Genomic DNA, 16,615 nt, shown 5'->3' with positions numbered 1-16,615 from the left:
GCTTTTCTTACTGTCTAGCTCCAGCGCACAGCGTCTAGTGTACTTCGCTCACCTCCCTACGATAAGTCAACATCGGATCGCTTTCGCTCTCCGTGTTTCCTTTATCTCAGTCGGTGTGCTCCAGTCCATACGCCGCTAAACTTGCGCTTCCGCTTTTCTAGGAGAAAAAGATTGTTTTCACTAGTGCTGTTACGAAAATGTTTAGCAATGCTACTGGGAGCAGAACCTTCCAGGCAAATTCCATTAAATGGTCGGCCTTCATACGTGGCATTGTTGATTTTAACCACAGATAAATGAAAACTACAAAGCATAATTTAAGGGAAAACCAGACTGCAGCAGGGATAAATCCTAAGAATGCAAACGGTGGCAGCCATCCGCCTAAAAATAGTACCGTAATCAGAGATGACATTGCAAATAAGTACACATACTCAGCAAGCATAAAGAACGCCCAGCGGAAACCGGAATATTCGATGTGGTATCCTGCAACGAGCTCATTTTCTGCCTCCGTTAAGTCAAACGGTGTCCGGTTTAATTCGGCAATTGAGGCAATGAAGAAAATGATAAATGCAATTGGCTGCAGTAAAATAAACCAGCCATGCTGTTGTTGTAAGACGATATCATTTAAATTTAAGCTTCCTGTGATCAGGATGATTCCAAGCACAGACATAACAAGCGGAATTTCATAAGAAATCATCTGGGCAGCGCCCCGTATGCCTCCTAAAAGAGCATATTTGTTATTGGAAGCCCAGCCTCCTGTAACGATCCCAAGAATTGTGATACCGGAAATCGCCATGTAGTAAAGGATCCCTATTCCAATATTGGCAAATTGAAATTTATCTGTAAATGGAATGGTCGCCAGTACCATAAACGATGGAGCAAAGGCTAAAACCGGTGCGATGATAAACAGCGGCTTATCAGCAGCCTTCGGAATAATATCTTCTTTTAATAACAATTTTAAAACATCAGCGAGTGTTTGTAAAAGTCCCCAGCGGCCGCCGAGTTGGTTTGGACCAATGCGCAGCTGCATGAAACCCATTACTTTCCGTTCTGCTAAAATCGCGTAACAAACGAAGGCTAATAAAATGAACAGAAAGATGAGCGCCAAAAGAAAGAATATGGCGAAGGTCATCAAGCCGGGACTTGAATGCAGTAAATCCTGGATCATTAGCCGTCAACCTCCCCAAGGACAATATCAAATGCCCCTAATATTACAACTAGGTTGGCGATATTTTCGCCTACTAACATTTTCGAGAGAATTTGCAGATTATAGAAGGATGGCCTTCTAAGCTTTAAGCGATATGGTTCTTTTTTTCCATCGCTGTAGATATAAACGCCTTGTTCTCCACGTGTTGATTCAATTCTTGTGAAGGCTTCGCCTTTAGGAGCCTTGATAATTTTTGGCACCTTGGCAAGGATTTCACCGCCGGATGGAAACTGCGCGCACGCCTGCTCAACGATTTTTAGAGACTCTTCAATCTCCTCTAAGCGCAGGTAGTAGCGGGCCAGACAGTCGCCCTCATCCCTTACCGGCACATCAAATTTAAATCGATCATAGATTGAATATGGCTCATCCTTACGAAGATCCCATTTTATCCCGGTTGATCGTAAGGTTACACCGCTTAAAGAGTAGGCAAGGGCATCTTCTTTTGTAATGACTCCAACGCCTTTTACCCTTTCTAAGAAAATTTCATTTCCAGTTACAAGGTTGTTATACCCAACCAGCTGTTCACGCATATATGGAACAAATTCTTTTACTTTTTCAATCCAGCCTTCTGGTGCATCCCACTTGACACCGCCAACCCGCATATAGTTGAAGGTCAATCTGGCACCGCATAATTCATTAAATAGATTAAGAATCATTTCACGTTCGCGGAATGCATACAAGAACGGGCTGACTGCTCCGATATCAAGCAGGTAGGTTCCCCACCACACAAGGTGGCTGGCAATTCGGTTCAGCTCCATTGCGATGATCCGCAGGTATTCAGCCCGCTCAGGAATTTTAATATCCATCATCGTTTCAACTGTATGGACTAATGCATAGTTGTTGAGCATTGCTGATACATAATCCAAACGGTCTGTGTAAGGAATAATTTGAGTATATTGCAGGTCTTCAGCTAATTTTTCAGTACCGCGGTGCAAATAACCAATTACCGGCCTTGCTTCTCTAATGACTTCCCCGTCAAGCTTGACAATAAGACGGAATACACCGTGAGTACTCGGGTGCTGCGGGCCTACATTCAATAGCATTTCTTCCGTTCGTATCATTGGTTACACCTCCACATCGTAAGGCTCATAATCTTTTCTGAGTGGATGGCCAACCCAATCTTCTCCGAGCATGATCCGATGCAAGTCCGGATGTCCTGTAAACTTAATGCCTAGCAAGTCGTATGCTTCACATTCAGGCCAGTTAGCTCCAGGCCATATTGGCTGCAAGGATTCGATTGTTGGTTCATCACGGTCAATCTTTACCTTTATGGCCACGGATTGACGATTTTTGTATGAGTAAAAGTGAGCATATACTTCCATATGTGTTCCAAAGTCAGTTCCATGAAGCTCAGACAGATATTCAAAGCTTAAAAGCTCATTGTATTTCAAAAACTGAGCCAGCTTAAAGTATGTATCACGCTTAGCCACAAGTGTCGGAACATCATTTGACAGTTTATTAATATAGGAGTCTTCTAATACATCTGTTCCTAAGTTTTCTTCAATGACTTTTCTGTATTTATCAAGGTATTGCTGGTTAGCTGATACTTCCTCGACTTCGGCAGCTGGTGCTTCGGCTTGATTTCCGCTAGCTGCTTTTGCTCTCGCGGCGGCGGCGGCTTTTGCTTTTGCCTTGGCGGCGGCGACTGCCTTCGCTTTCTCATCATCACCACTTGACTCAGCGGATCCAGTTTTCGCTTGTGCAGCTGCTTTTGCTTTCGCGGCGGCGGCAGCCTTCGCTTTTGCGGCTGCGGCGGCTTTTGCCTTGGCGTCATCACCTGCAGGCTCCGTTTGAGCTTCTGCACCTTTTGCTTTTGCTTTGGCTAAGGCAGCAGCTTTTGCTTTTGCAGCTGCAGCGGCTTTTTGCTTGGCCAAATCGGTCTCATTTGCTGCAGGTGCAGGTGCTTCACCAGCAGGGTTATCCTGTGATGCTTTCTTTGCTAGCGCTGCTGCTTTCGCGGCGGCGGCAGATGCTTTCTTCGCAGCATCAAGATCTTCTTTGGCTTGAGTTGGCTTTGCCTCTTGCTTCGGTGCTGCTTCACCAGACTGTTTCGCCTGTTTTTTTGCTAATGCGGCGGCCTTCGCCTTTTCAGCGGCCTCACGTTTTACTTGTTCGAGATCTTTCTCCCCGCTCATCGGTTAGATCACCTTCTTCCCATTTTTCGCCTCAAAGCGAATCTTTTCCTTTAATTTATTAATTCCATATATTAAAGCAGCTGGGTTTGGAGGGCATCCAGGAATATAAACATCAACAGGTACTATTTGGTCGACCCCTTTGACGACAGAGTAGGATCTCACATATGGTCCTCCTGCAGTGGCACACGAACCCATTGCAATTACCCATTTTGGCTCAGGCATTTGATCGTAGATACGACGTAATAGTGGAGCCATTTTTTTCGTAACCGTTCCTGAAACAATCATCGCATCAGATTGACGAGGTGATGCCCGGAAAAATGACCCAAACCTGTCCAAATCGTAGTGAGAAGAACCAACGGCCATCATTTCAATCGCACAACAAGCAAGACCAAATGTAACAGGATAGATTGAAGCGCTTCTTGCCCATCCTTTCAATTGCTCAAGTGTTGTAAAAAATACGTTTTTTTGCAATTCTTCCATTTCCTGTGAAGAAATGCCATCTAATTTTAGATCCATTTTAACACCTTCTTCTTCCAAGCATATGCTAGGCCAATGATCAGCATGATTACGAAAATCAACATTTCGATTAATGCAAATACGCCTAAATGATTATAAGCGACAGCCCATGGATATAAAAACACTGTTTCTACATCAAAAACAACAAACATTAAGGCAAAAATATAATAGCGGACATTGAACTGTACACGGGCGTCGTGAAATGGTTCAAGACCGCTTTCATATGTGGTAGCTTTCATCTTTGTCGGTTCTTTTGGACGTAAGAGCTTACCTAAAAATAATGCAATTGTTGGCAGCAACACTCCGAGACATAAAAACGCGAAAACAATCAGATAGTTATTCTGATATTCATGCAGTAGCCCCATACCTATTCCCTCCAATGCTGTAGAATATATAGATAGATGAAACTTGTAACCGAATACATTATAGCATCATTGCAAAACAGTGTCGATAAATGTTCAACAAAATTGGAAATACTGACAATGTGATTATTTTACAAATATGGAAGTAAAAACAGAAACAAATCCATTGTCTTTAACATGCAGCGAGGACAGTCGACACCAACCAAGTCCCCGCTGTGAATTATTTACTTTTTTTATATACGACATGTTTCATTTAACCAAACATTATTATTAAATAATAAAAACAAACAATTGTCAGTGAGAATTATCATTCGTTTTAAGTAGGAGGACCTTTTTTTTCTGTGCAATCGTTTTCTACAAACTATGCAGGTCTATCGCTAATTATGAGATATTCGGCAACGCAAAAATTCCACTTGAGTCCGGCTTAAAATCAATTACCTTTATGACAGCATCTAAATTTAGTGCTCCATATATATGTGGAAATGTGTGCCCCATTTCATGTATGTCTTCATATACAATTTGCGCTGTTACTTTTTCTGGATTTATATAAAGAAGTTTCTGATTTAACTTATCCTTATATAGAAATTCAGCTGAGCGTAAGACTTGCTCCTGTGTTGCACAAGAAATAAATCCTTCCTTCTTTAAACTATCAGGGAAGTAATAGTAGCCAGTTTTTGCCTTGTCCCATTTGTCACCAGGTGTAACGTGTACAATAACATTTTTCCTTTCCATCCAATTTCATCCCCTTTTTATTAATAAAAAGATTCTACCTCAATTCAGCCGACCTCCCCCTTAAAGGCCGATGTATACGAGATCCTTCTACTAAAAAGCACCCTTCAGGCTGCTTTCATTGGATGTACTATTTACTTTAAACGATGATGGGATCCTTTGGTTTTTTCTACTCTAGAATAATTCAAATTTTCATACGATACCATAGTACTTTTTTACTAGAAACAATAAATTGTAAGCGTTTTCAAATGTTGTGCTCTTTTTGGACAAATTTTGCTCAAAAAGGAAAAGAGCCTTCCCAAAATCGGAAAGACTCTCTACTATTATAAATCAAATTTATTTGCCAGCAACGGATAAGCGATTAATTGCCCGTTGAAGTGCCAGCTGTGCACGACGGAAATCCATATCTTCCTTGTGCGTATCATGCATACGTTGTTCTGCACGTTCTTTTGCTTTAAGGGCACGTTCAACATCAATATCAGTAGCAAATTCTGCCGCTTGAGCTAAAATCGTTACCTGATCGGGACGAACCTCTAATAAACCGCCGCTAACAGCAACCAGTTCCGTTTTACCATCTTTCTTTAGGCGAACGGCGCCGATTTCTAACGGTGCAACCAAAGGAATGTGGCCGGGTAAAATCCCCAGCTCACCACTTTTAGCTTTTGTACTAACCATTTCCACCTCAGAATCATACACCGGGCCATCAGGAGAAACAACACTGACTTTAATCGTCTTCATTTTTAACCCTCCTGGCAGGAATTAGACCTCTACACCCATGCGTTTTGCATTCTCAACTACATCTTCAATTTTACCAACGAGGCGGAATGCATCTTCTGGAAGGTGGTCATATTTACCTTCAAGAATTTCTTTGAATCCTCTAACCGTTTCTTTAACAGGCACATATGATCCCGGCTGACCAGTGAACTGTTCAGCAACGTGGAAGTTTTGTGATAAGAAGTTTTGGATCCGGCGTGCACGGGCAACAACTAGCTTATCTTCATCATTAAGCTCATCCATACCGAGGATCGCAATGATATCCTGTAATTCACGATAACGTTGTAATGTTTGCTGCACTTGACGTGCAATATTGTAATGCTCTTCACCAACAATATCAGGTGATAATGCACGAGAAGTCGAAGCAAGCGGATCCACAGCTGGGTAGATGCCCATTTCGGAAAGTTTACGCTCAAGGTTTGTTGTTGCATCTAAGTGAGCAAATGTCGTAGCCGGAGCCGGGTCAGTATAGTCATCGGCTGGTACATAAATTGCTTGGATTGAAGTAACAGAACCTTTATTAGTAGAAGTAATCCGTTCTTCTAATCTACCCATTTCCGTTGCAAGTGTTGGCTGATAACCAACTGCAGATGGCATACGGCCAAGCAGCGCTGAAACCTCAGAGCCTGCCTGCGTGAAACGGAAGATGTTGTCGATGAAAAGAAGCACGTTTTGTCCTTGTTCATCGCGGAAATATTCAGCCATCGTCAAGCCTGTCAAGGCAACGCGCATACGCGCACCTGGAGGCTCATTCATCTGTCCAAACACCATTGCCGTTTTCTTAATAACGCCTGAATCTGTCATTTCATGATAAAGGTCGTTACCTTCACGAGTACGTTCACCAACACCGGCGAATACGGAAATACCACCGTGTTCCTGAGCGATATTATTGATCAATTCCTGAATTAATACAGTTTTACCAACACCGGCACCACCGAAAAGGCCAATTTTACCACCTTTAATGTATGGTGCAAGCAGGTCAACTACTTTAATCCCTGTTTCAAGAATTTCTACCTCCGTAGAAAGTTCCTCAAATGATGGTGCTTCGCGGTGAATTGCATCACGGCGGGCATCAGCCGGAACTGGTTCATCCAAGTCGATACTTTCACCTAACACGTTAAATACACGACCTAATGTTACATCACCAACTGGTACAGAAATTGGTGCACCTGTGTCCGTTACTTCTATGTTACGTGTTAAACCGTCTGTTGAAGACATTGCAATAGTCCGAACGGTATCATCACCTAAATGAAGGGCTACTTCAAGGGTTAAGTCGATATCAACTTCTGATTCATTACGCGCTTTGTAATTAATTTTCAATGCGTTATAGATCTCTGGAAGCTGACCGCTTTCGAACTTTACGTCAACAACCGGACCCATAATCTGCAGAACGCGTCCTACGTTCATCTTTTTCCCTCCTAACTTACTCTGGTAAATCCTATATTATCGTTAAGAAAGTCTCGTTTTTAACTTTGATAACTGTCCAACTCCAGCACCCAGCGGCTAGTGTACTTCACCCGCCTCCCTACGATAAGTCAAGCACGAATGCGCTATCGCTCTTCGTGGTTCCTTTATCTCAGTCGGTGAGCTCCAGTCCTGTCGTGCGCTAACCGGGCGCTTCCGCTTTTCTTTATTCCAACGCGGCTGCTCCGCCAACGATTTCAGTAATTTCCTGTGTAATGGCTGCTTGACGGGCACGGTTGTAGGCGAGTGTATACGAACTGATTAATTCATGTGCGTTATCGGTCGCATTTTTCATGGCCGTCATCCGGGCAGCATGCTCACTTGCTTTACTGTCTAAGATTGCACCAAAAATTAAGCTCTCAGCATATTGCGGCAAGAGGACTTCCAAAATTTCTTCAGCCGATGGTTCAAACTCATAGGAGGTTAATTTTCCAGAAACGCTGATATCCGTTAACGGAAGCAGCTTCTTATTTGTTACAGTCTGACTGATCGCACTGACATAATGCGTGTAATACAAATGGATTTCATCAAATGTACCATCAGCAAACATGCCGACGGTACTTCTGGTAACATCCTGAATGTCCGCAAATTTTGGTTGGTCTGGTACCCCAGTGATCTCGAGGGCAACATTAACCCCACGTTTGACTAAAAAGTCTCGGCCTACCCTGCCAATTGCGATCATTGCATACTCATCCGCTGATTTATGGTTTTTTAAGACCGTTTGGTGAACGCTGCGCAGCACGTTGCTGTTGTATGCACCTGCTAACCCGCGGTCTGCTGTTATTACGATATAACCAGTTTTCTTTACTGGGCGTGCTTGAAGCATCGGATGGGCGATCCCTTTGCTGCCGACTGCAATCGCCGCAGTAACTTCCTGGATCTTCTCCATATATGGAACAAAGGATTTTGCATTTGAAACCCCGCGGTTCCAGTTGGAAGCGGAAACCATTTGCATTGCCTTTGTAATCTGGCTTGTCTTTTTAGTTGAACTTATTCGGTTTTTAATTTCGCGTAATGATGCCAAAGATTCTCACCACCCTTTTTCAAAGAATGTTCAGGCAAGAGCGCCCAGCTAATTTTATTAGAAAGCGCCTATGCCATCATTTTTATTAGACCTTATTGTCCGGCATCAGCGCCGCTAAACGTGCGCTTCTGCTTTTCTAATCACTCAGAAATTGCGAACGTCTTTTTGAAGCCGTTGATTGCAGACGCCATATCGTCGTCAGCAGGAAGCTCCTTCGTTGTGCGAATATGGTCTAACACATCTTTGCGGTTGTGGTCTAGCCATGTATATAATTCTGATTCAAAACGATTGATATCATGAACTGGAATATCATCAAGGAATCCGCGTGTTAAGGCATAAAGAATCGCAACTTGCTTTTCAACAGGGATCGGCTTATGAAGATCCTGCTTTAGAACTTCTACAGTCCGAGCACCGCGGTTAAGCTTTGCTTGAGTTGCTTTATCAAGATCTGATCCAAACTGGGAAAATGCTTCTAATTCACGATATGATGCAAGGTCTAGACGCAATGTACCTGCAACTTTTTTCATTGCCTTAATTTGCGCAGAGCCTCCTACACGTGATACAGAAAGACCTGCGTTAATCGCCGGACGAACACCGGAGAAGAAAAGGTCGGATTGTAAGAAGATTTGTCCATCTGTGATCGAAATAACGTTTGTTGGAATGTAAGCAGAAACGTCACCTGCTTGTGTTTCAATAAATGGTAATGCTGTAATTGAACCGGCGCCTTTAGCGTCGCTTAATTTTGCAGCACGTTCAAGTAAGCGGGAGTGCAAATAGAATACATCCCCTGGATACGCTTCACGACCTGGAGGACGACGAAGCAGCAAGGAAAGTTCACGGTATGCTGACGCTTGTTTTGAAAGATCATCATAGACAATCAATACATGTTTGCCGTTGTACATAAACTCTTCACCCATTGCTACACCGGCATATGGTGCCAAGTATAATAATGGAGCAGGCTGTGATGCTGCTGCTGTTACAACGATTGTGTATTCTAATGCACCGTATTTCCGAAGCGTTTCAACCGCATTACGAACCGTCGATTCTTTTTGGCCGATTGCGACATAAATACAAATCATGTTTTCCGTTTTTTGATTCAAAATGGTATCAATAGCGACGGAAGTTTTACCTGTTTGGCGGTCACCAATGATTAACTCACGTTGTCCGCGTCCGATTGGCACAAGTGCGTCGATCGCCTTGATCCCTGTTTGCAGTGGCTCATGGACTGATTTACGATCCATTACACCTGGTGCATTGAATTCAACTGGTCTTGTTTTTGTTGTCTTAATAGGACCCATGCCATCAACTGGCTGTCCTAATGAGTTAACAACCCGTCCAATTAACTCTTCACCGACAGGAACCTCCATGATACGGCCTGTACGGCGAACCTCGTCACCCTCACGAATTTGTGTATATGGTCCCAGAATAATAATACCGACGTTACTTTCCTCAAGGTTTTGAGCCATTCCCATAACGCCATTTGAAAATTCAACAAGCTCTCCAGCCATGGCATTGTCGAGGCCATGAACACGAGCGATACCGTCACCGACTGAGATAACTGTACCTACATCGGTCACTTGAATTTCTGCCTGATAGTTTTCAATTTGCTTTTTTATCAGAGCACTAATTTCTTCAGCTTTGATGCTCACGAGTTTCACCCCTATCTCTCAAACTTAGCCTAATAATGTACGTTCAAGACGATCCAGCTTGCCACGCAAACTGCCGTCAAATATACGATTTCCGATTCTAACCTTAATGCCGCCGAGTAAATTGGAATCAACAATGTTTTCAATCTGAAGCGACTTTTTGCCGACTTTTTCTGCAAAAGAAACAGATAATCCCGTTCTTTCATCATCAGTCAGCGGACGAACACTGTATATATCAGCAGCCTCAATCCCTCGTTCTTCATTTGCCAATTCACTGAATTCATTTGCGACATCCGTAATGTCATTCTCACGATGCCGGTCAACTAGCAGCAACAAAGTGTTTAACACATATTTGTTCACAGACGAGAAAGCATTGGTCAAAATTGCTTTTTTCTTTTCTCTTGAAACCTTTGGAGACTGTAGAACAGCTCTTAAGTCCTCATTCACAAAAAAAACTTCTTTTACCACGCGGAGTTCTTCTTCCACTGTATCAAGAAGCTGCTGCTCCTGCACGAGCTGAAAAAGAGCCAACGCATAGCGTTTTGCTACAATAGAGCCCATCATCGCTCTTCTCCTGCCTCTTGAATATATTCGTTAATCAGCTTGTCCTGATCGTCTGCTGTTAATTCTTTTTCAATTACCTTCGAAGCAATTAATACAGACAAAGAAGCCACTTGCTCCCGAATGGCAGCCACTGCTTTTTCCTTCTGTTGGTCAATTTCAAGCTTCGCTACTTCTTTAATTCGTTCTGCTTCGCTGCGTGCGAAGTTGATAATTTCCTCACGCTGAATATCGCCTTGTTTTTTCGCAGCTTCAATTAAGCTATGCGCATCATTGCGAGCTTCTTTTAAAAGGTTTCTTTGTTCTTCTAATAACTTCTTCGCTTCTAAACGGCTAGCTTCGGCCGTGTTAATTTCATTTGCAATATGCTCTTCACGTTGTTTCATAATGCCCATTAACGGACCCCACGCGAATTTCTTGAGCAATGCTAATAAGATGAGAAATACGATAAGCTGGAAGATAATATCTCCGCCATTAAAACGGACGCCTTCCGCTGCACCTAATACTAAACTGCTTGCTAACACCTCGGGTTCACTCCCTTCAAGAGTCTTTCACTTTAAAACAGACTTTCCCCTGCCATACAATGAATGGCGAAGTTTTTAAAAATCCCTCTTCGCCACTTGCATTTTCGACTACTATTATCGACCTAATACCATGAACGCGATAACAACGCCGATGATAGGTAGGGCTTCAACTAACGCAACCCCGATAAACATTGTTGTTTGAAGTAAACCGCGTGCTTCAGGTTGACGGGCAATACCTTCTACTGTACGGCCAACGATAAGACCGTTACCAATACCGGCACCTACTGCCGCTAAACCAATTGCGATTGCTGCTGCTATAAGATTCATTTTCATGTTCCTCCTTAAAATGGATGATTAAAATAGTTTTTTTATTTTTGCTCAATAAATGAACAGAACTAACCTAGTGATCGGAACTTACTTTGTGTGACAAGTAAACCATTGTCAGCATTGTGAAGATATAAGACTGGATTGTCCCAACAAAGATGGAAAATCCCTGCCATGCAAGAGTTAGCGGTACTGCTGCAATAGTACCTACAACTCCTGTTGCTAAACCTCCGGCTAAAAGTGAAAGCAATAATTCACCAGCATAAATGTTACCGTATAGCCGCAAACCAAGTGTTAACGTATTAGCAAACTCTTCAATAATTTTTAATGGAAATAAGAATCCCATCGGACTAAAGAATGTCTTTCCATACGCTTTTACTCCCCTAAGCTTAATACCATAGAAGTGCGACAGAACGACAACCATTACCGATAATGTCATTGTTATCACTGGATCAGCAGTTGGTGATTTCCACCAAAGCTTATCATCAATGACAATGTTAAAAGGAAGTCCGAGCATATTTGATACAAAGATATACATAATTAATGTAATCCCAAGTATTTGAAAGCGGCCGCCTTCCTTCCAGTCCATCGTGCTGTTGATGATCCCTTTAACAAAATCCATAACCCATTCGAAAAAGTTTTGCATCCCCGTTGGCTTCATTGCCATTTTTCTTGTTGAAAGCACAGCAATAATAAACACAATAACACTAGCAACAGTAATCATAAGAATGTTAGCCAAATTAAAATATAGGCCCATGAATTCAACCACAGGAGCTCCATGATGCATAAATTAACTCACCTCGCTTCCTATTTTGTTTTATGAACATAAAATGAATGAAATAGATAATCTATCATAATGACAATATAAGTTGTCATTAGTCCCATTACAACACAAATAACATCAAAATATTGTGGCCATTTTGTGGCGATAATCACTGCAATCGCCGCCATTGCCATTCTAGACAGAGATCCAAGACTGCGGACTTTTTTTCCGTTTGTGATGGATTTATCAAACTTTTTCATTTTTCTAAGCAGCATCCACAAGTTAATAAAACTAAATGCTGTTCCAAGAATTAACCCTAAAAAGATCGTTTGGTAGGATGTAAATCCCCATCCAAGAACATAAATCGACAACAGATACGATATCCCTTTTCGTGCCCGATTATACATTTCTACAAATTCCGGCATACTGCTCAATCTCCCGAGTAAAAGTGACGGATTGACAGTAGCATAGAATACGTTCCTGCTGCTAATCCGATTAACAGTCCGACTATTAAGAAAATTGGCTCAGTACCCCAGTGATGATCCAGCCATCTTCCGACAAAAATACCTATGAGAATGGACCCTACTAATTGGGAGACGATGGCGGACATTAGAGCCATTGCTTTAAATGGGTTGCGGTTGTTATTTCGTTGGCTCATATTATCACATCCTCACAAGCAGAGAATGAGAGACGAGTTGAGGAAAAAATATGTGTAAAAACAGGCCCTCAGTGACAAATATCATTGCGAATTCCTATGTGAAAACCCTACCAATTGACATCCTATGTTAGCATACAATAGGCACTTGACAATGTCAATTAATTTGAGGTGAAAATATTCACAAATATGACAAAATTCTCATTCGAAATTATTATAGATATTATTCGAAATTAGTATAGATAAATGCTGATAATTAAGAACATGATCATAAGTGAAATACGTCAAATCACCAATTTTATTATATAACAAAAAGCGGCAAATTGCCGCCAAATTTCTACTTATTTTTCAAAATTGTGATCATCGTGTCGATAAAGTCCTCTTGATCGGCCTTTTTGGCAAACACTTTTGCACGATAGATTCCTTCAGGCGGTAGCTGCTCTGCCAAAATCTCCTTCCTGATTAATCCTTTTTGAATATTTTGTCCTGAATCTAAATACCCAACAAACCGATAATCAGCAGCAGTAAATAACGCAATCCCAAACTCTTCTGCACCACCCGGTAAATACACCTCGTACCGGTATGATCCCGGCTTGTCGCCAACACCAAAATCAAATCCCATTACGCGCGGATAATTCGGTTCCTCCAGGACATAAATGTATGGAAGCCGTATTTCAGTTGATCCTGCATGTAAGGTTAGGTAGCCATCGTAAATTTTCCGTTTAAAATACTCAGGCTCAACCGAAAGCTCAATTTTCACTTCACGCTTTTCCTTTGGTGCAAGCGTAAACGCCAGCGGGAACTGCCAGTGCAGCCCTTCCGCTGATTGCGGAAGCCTGAAGGCGTATGTTTGCGGATGATCACTAGTATTTTCAACTGACACATACGCTTTATGGCGATTCTCTTGTCCGGCAAGCTGAAATTTTCCAAACTGAATCGAGCTTGGCGTTACAAGTGTCGTCGCTTTAACAGCTTCATCAACCTGAATCCGGCCTGCCCCCTGCTCGTATGTGTGATAGGGTGTCTGGTCCTTTTTTACTAGTGGCTTCGCTGTATTCATCAGTGCCGCCTTGATTTGGTCCGGCGCCCAGTCCGGATGTGCCTGCTTAACTAGTGCACATGCCCCGGCCACATGCGGGGCCGCCATGCTTGTCCCCTGCAAGGGCAAATACCCCCCCGGAATGGTTGAGTTGATTGCCACCCCCGGCGCAACAAGATCCGGTTTGATTTCCCACGAACCTGTCACAGGCCCACGGGAACTAAAATCAGCGAGCCGATCCTTCTCCTCCCTTATTTTTAGCCTAGCCGCCAGACTGCCCTTTTTTTGTAAAAATTCTCCATCCACCTTTGAAAGTGATCCAACGGCGATCGCCAATGGCTGTTCGAGATTTCCAATAAAGCTTCCGGCCGTATTATTGTAGATCAACACCGCAATTGCACCCGCCGCTTGCGCGTTCTTCGCTTTTTCAGTAAAGGTTAAGCCGCCCCTTTTGATCAAAGCAATTTTTCCATTTACGCCTTTCAGTTCGTTTTTTGTTCCCATCCCGGCGAGGACAATTTCAATCGGATGATCGAATGTCCATGTTTGCGAGCCCGCCATCGGCTCGATTCGGATTTCCTTGTTATCTTCTGTTTGAAGGTAGGGAACTTGGATGGTTGGTGTCGAGGCGCCGACGGAAATAGCCTTTGAAGCGGTTCCCGGTGCCCCAACCGTCCACACATTCGGTCCTGAGTTTCCCGAAGCAGCTACCGCGACAATCCCTTTATCAACAGCGCGATTTAGGGCTAAGCTAATCGGCAGATCCGGCCCGTTCACATCATTTCCGAGCGACAGATTCATGATGTCGACTTTATCCTTGATTGCTTGCTCAATCGCAGCCAGGACCTGCTCTGTTGTACCAGCCCCGCCCGGACCAAGCGCCCGGTAAGCAACAATGGTCGCTTCCGGAGCAACCCCCTGAATCCTGCCGTTGCCGGCAATAATACCTGCGACATGGGTGCCGTGCAGGGTTGCTTGGGAGGGATCCGTCGTGCTTTTTGTCTCCATCGGATCGAGATCATCATCGACGATGTCACGGCCGCCCCCATAGCTGCGGCGGAGATCCGGATGCGTGTAATCAACGCCAGTATCAATTACTCCAACCGTAACCCCTTTCCCTGTTAAGCGGTTATCATTCAGATCATAAAAGCCGCGGATCTCCTCACCGCCAATAATCTTTACATTTTCAGCCATCTGTGAATGGTAGTCGTTTACGGGTGAGACGGTAATGATTTGACTGTCTTTTGCTAAAGCGGCGATCGATGCTGGGGGTCCTTTAACCGAAAACCCAGTGAGCGCTTCACGAAAGATTTGACGCATCTTCAAATCTGGATGTGGTGCCAACAGCTTGGTAATCTCCCGCTCCGTACGCGGCTGTTGCAGCTGAACAATCGCGACAGTTTCCCTTGTATTTGGTGGGAGTGGCGGAATGGTTAGTGATTTGGAATGCAGAGATATTGGTTTTTGCTGGGATGGCGATATTTGGATTTTAGGGACAGTGGTTGGTTTTGAATGCATAGCTACTGACAAATGCGGTGCAGTGGAAAACAGCGGAATTAGCAACATGAGTATCAATAGAAGCTTTTGCATCCCAAATTCCCCTTTTTAAAGGTAGGATTTTCTTTTTAGAGGTGAAATATTCTGGCTAGTGGAATAACCGTGATTTGTTTTTTAGAGGTGATCCATTCTGGCTAGCTGAGTTCCCATGATTTGTTTTTTGGGAGGAGAAAATTATTGCCTGAATCATGCAATAGATTCGTAAGTTGGTAAGTGCTTCCTCTTTTTGTACCAATGAGAGGTAGATCGGAAAGAACCTCGCGGGAAATTCTCCTTGATGGAATGTGGAGGAAGTCCCGGCATTGATGGTTGGTAATTGTCTGGTGATTTAACAGCAAATAATCATAAATGGAGGGAATGTGAGCTTTCTTGGAGTCCGTTTTACACTTTGGACAATGCCACTTGGCCGATACGCGCAGCATGGGTACAAAATTGCAATTTGGACATCTCACACCGGTGCTAATGTCAGCTTGGGTTAGCTCATATTTTTGGAGAATATCTGATAAATAAGGAATGTTTTCTTCTAAAAGAAGCTTATTTAACTTTTTAGAGGTGTGTTTATTTATCTCTGTTGAGGTATATTTCTCTTCTAGTTCATTGATTTTTTCCTGCAGCAAATTGGCATGAATTACACTTTGAAAGATTTGTTCATTTCCGGGGGTCGTTTCGAGGATTGTTGCCGGGTTACTGAAAACGACTAGCCATTCAATCGGGATTTGCGTGAATTTTCGTTTGGTTAGCCAATTTTTCAAATGCATCTTGTGCATTTGTGCCTGCAGAATGGGATTCGAAAATCCATCCTTTTCACCCTTCCAGATTCTGATCATTTGGTTTGAATATTTATCAAAATATACTGTACCTAAGATGTTTTTTATTTCAAGAATAAGGCCAAAGCATTGGTTATAAAGAAAAGTATCGATCTGAAATCCTTCTTGCTCTACCAGATTTAGATCTGGTACTATTGTAAATCTATCTGCAGCGAACCTGCGGAGATATTTATCAACTGTCCGCTCCCCATGATAGCCGGCCCACCTTTTCATTTCTGATTTTTCTAGCTTGAGTTGCTTAGGATGATAGCTTTGCAGCCGTGATCGGACGGTGATAATCTGCTGTAGTGTAACTGGAATCGCTCTTTCGTTTAAAAACATGCATGTTTTACCTCCTTTTTATTCATTCACACTAAAGGTTCGCTTTTCAAACGGAAATCCCTGCAAAATTTGTTGAATTTTAGTAAAATACTTTCTGTTTTGGCTGTAGGCTTGCTCGAAGATTTTTGTTATGAACGATTCCAATGGTGTTATGAACCATTTCGCCGCTGGTTTGAACCATTTTCCCGGA

General features: G+C 42.9%; 18 protein-coding genes. All 18 read right to left on the bottom strand.

The window, feature by feature from the left end; genetic code table 11:
- Nucleotides 1-157: 157 nt before the first annotated feature.
- The 18 genes from nuoH to JN080_RS11595 all read right to left on the bottom strand — a co-directional run bounded on the left by nuoH (nt 158) and on the right by JN080_RS11595 (nt 16,425).
- Nucleotides 158-1,165 carry an NADH-quinone oxidoreductase subunit NuoH gene (gene nuoH / locus JN080_RS11680; protein WP_256236181.1) on the bottom strand — a complete coding sequence of 336 codons (1,008 nt, stop codon included), beginning with the start codon at nt 1,163-1,165 and terminating at the stop codon, nt 158-160.
- Nucleotides 1,165-2,265, bottom strand: a complete 1,101-nt coding sequence (locus JN080_RS11675; RefSeq protein ID WP_256236180.1) for an NADH-quinone oxidoreductase subunit D — start codon at nt 2,263-2,265, stop codon at nt 1,165-1,167. The genes nuoH and JN080_RS11675 overlap by 1 nt, the downstream gene beginning before the upstream one ends.
- A gap of 3 nt (nt 2,266-2,268) precedes the next feature.
- Nucleotides 2,269-3,339, bottom strand: a complete 1,071-nt coding sequence (locus JN080_RS11670) for an NADH-quinone oxidoreductase subunit C (protein ID WP_256236179.1) — start codon at nt 3,337-3,339, stop codon at nt 2,269-2,271.
- A gap of 3 nt (nt 3,340-3,342) precedes the next feature.
- Nucleotides 3,343-3,855, bottom strand: coding sequence for a NuoB/complex I 20 kDa subunit family protein (locus tag JN080_RS11665; RefSeq protein WP_256236178.1), 513 nt, complete (start codon nt 3,853-3,855; stop codon nt 3,343-3,345).
- Complete coding sequence (locus tag JN080_RS11660; RefSeq protein ID WP_256236177.1) at nt 3,846-4,220, bottom strand: NADH-quinone oxidoreductase subunit A; 375 nt, start codon at nt 4,218-4,220, stop codon at nt 3,846-3,848. Before JN080_RS11660 ends, JN080_RS11665 begins: the two co-directional genes overlap by 10 nt.
- A gap of 378 nt (nt 4,221-4,598) precedes the next feature.
- Nucleotides 4,599-4,949 carry a DUF952 domain-containing protein gene (locus tag JN080_RS11655; protein WP_256236176.1) on the bottom strand — a complete coding sequence of 117 codons (351 nt, stop codon included), beginning with the start codon at nt 4,947-4,949 and terminating at the stop codon, nt 4,599-4,601.
- Nucleotides 4,950-5,282: 333 nt separating this feature from the next.
- Nucleotides 5,283-5,684 carry a F0F1 ATP synthase subunit epsilon gene (locus tag JN080_RS11650; RefSeq protein WP_256236175.1) on the bottom strand — a complete coding sequence of 134 codons (402 nt, stop codon included), beginning with the start codon at nt 5,682-5,684 and terminating at the stop codon, nt 5,283-5,285.
- A gap of 21 nt (nt 5,685-5,705) precedes the next feature.
- Nucleotides 5,706-7,127, bottom strand: a complete 1,422-nt coding sequence (atpD, locus tag JN080_RS11645) for a F0F1 ATP synthase subunit beta (RefSeq protein WP_256236174.1) — start codon at nt 7,125-7,127, stop codon at nt 5,706-5,708.
- Nucleotides 7,128-7,350: 223 nt separating this feature from the next.
- Entirely contained in the window at nt 7,351-8,208 is an 858-nt protein-coding gene (gene atpG / locus JN080_RS11640; protein ID WP_256236173.1) for an ATP synthase F1 subunit gamma, read from the bottom strand.
- A gap of 140 nt (nt 8,209-8,348) precedes the next feature.
- Nucleotides 8,349-9,857 carry a F0F1 ATP synthase subunit alpha gene (gene atpA / locus JN080_RS11635; protein ID WP_256236172.1) on the bottom strand — a complete coding sequence of 503 codons (1,509 nt, stop codon included), beginning with the start codon at nt 9,855-9,857 and terminating at the stop codon, nt 8,349-8,351.
- 24 nt (nt 9,858-9,881) lie between these two features.
- Nucleotides 9,882-10,418, bottom strand: coding sequence for a F0F1 ATP synthase subunit delta (locus tag JN080_RS11630; protein ID WP_256236171.1), 537 nt, complete (start codon nt 10,416-10,418; stop codon nt 9,882-9,884).
- Entirely contained in the window at nt 10,415-10,939 is a 525-nt protein-coding gene (locus JN080_RS11625) for a F0F1 ATP synthase subunit B (protein ID WP_256236170.1), read from the bottom strand. Before JN080_RS11625 ends, JN080_RS11630 begins: the two co-directional genes overlap by 4 nt.
- Before the next feature lie 114 nt (nt 10,940-11,053).
- Nucleotides 11,054-11,266: a F0F1 ATP synthase subunit C gene (atpE, locus tag JN080_RS11620; RefSeq protein WP_026572680.1), complete on the bottom strand. Its 213-nt coding sequence runs from the start codon at nt 11,264-11,266 to the stop codon at nt 11,054-11,056.
- Between the two features lie 73 nt (nt 11,267-11,339).
- Nucleotides 11,340-12,050: a F0F1 ATP synthase subunit A gene (gene atpB, locus JN080_RS11615; RefSeq protein WP_256236169.1), complete on the bottom strand. Its 711-nt coding sequence runs from the start codon at nt 12,048-12,050 to the stop codon at nt 11,340-11,342.
- Nucleotides 12,051-12,070: 20 nt separating this feature from the next.
- Nucleotides 12,071-12,451 (bottom strand): ATP synthase subunit I, encoded by a 381-nt coding sequence (locus JN080_RS11610; protein ID WP_256236168.1) that lies wholly within the window; start codon nt 12,449-12,451, stop codon nt 12,071-12,073.
- 5 nt (nt 12,452-12,456) lie between these two features.
- Nucleotides 12,457-12,684, bottom strand: coding sequence for an AtpZ/AtpI family protein (locus JN080_RS11605; RefSeq protein ID WP_256236167.1), 228 nt, complete (start codon nt 12,682-12,684; stop codon nt 12,457-12,459).
- 334 nt (nt 12,685-13,018) lie between these two features.
- Nucleotides 13,019-15,310 (bottom strand): S8 family serine peptidase, encoded by a 2,292-nt coding sequence (locus JN080_RS11600; RefSeq protein WP_305473928.1) that lies wholly within the window; start codon nt 15,308-15,310, stop codon nt 13,019-13,021.
- Nucleotides 15,311-15,411: 101 nt separating this feature from the next.
- On the bottom strand, nt 15,412-16,425 hold the full coding sequence (locus tag JN080_RS11595; RefSeq protein ID WP_256236165.1) for a nuclease-related domain-containing protein: 1,014 nt from the start codon (nt 16,423-16,425) through the stop codon (nt 15,412-15,414).
- Nucleotides 16,426-16,615 lie beyond the last annotated feature (190 nt).

This window comes from Bacillus sp. EB600 (assembly GCF_024494385.1).
Taxonomy (GTDB): domain Bacteria; phylum Bacillota; class Bacilli; order Bacillales; family Cytobacillaceae; genus JAEVLT01.
The sequence above is the reverse complement of the archived record's forward strand: the minus strand, read 5'-3'. Positions and strand labels throughout refer to the sequence as shown.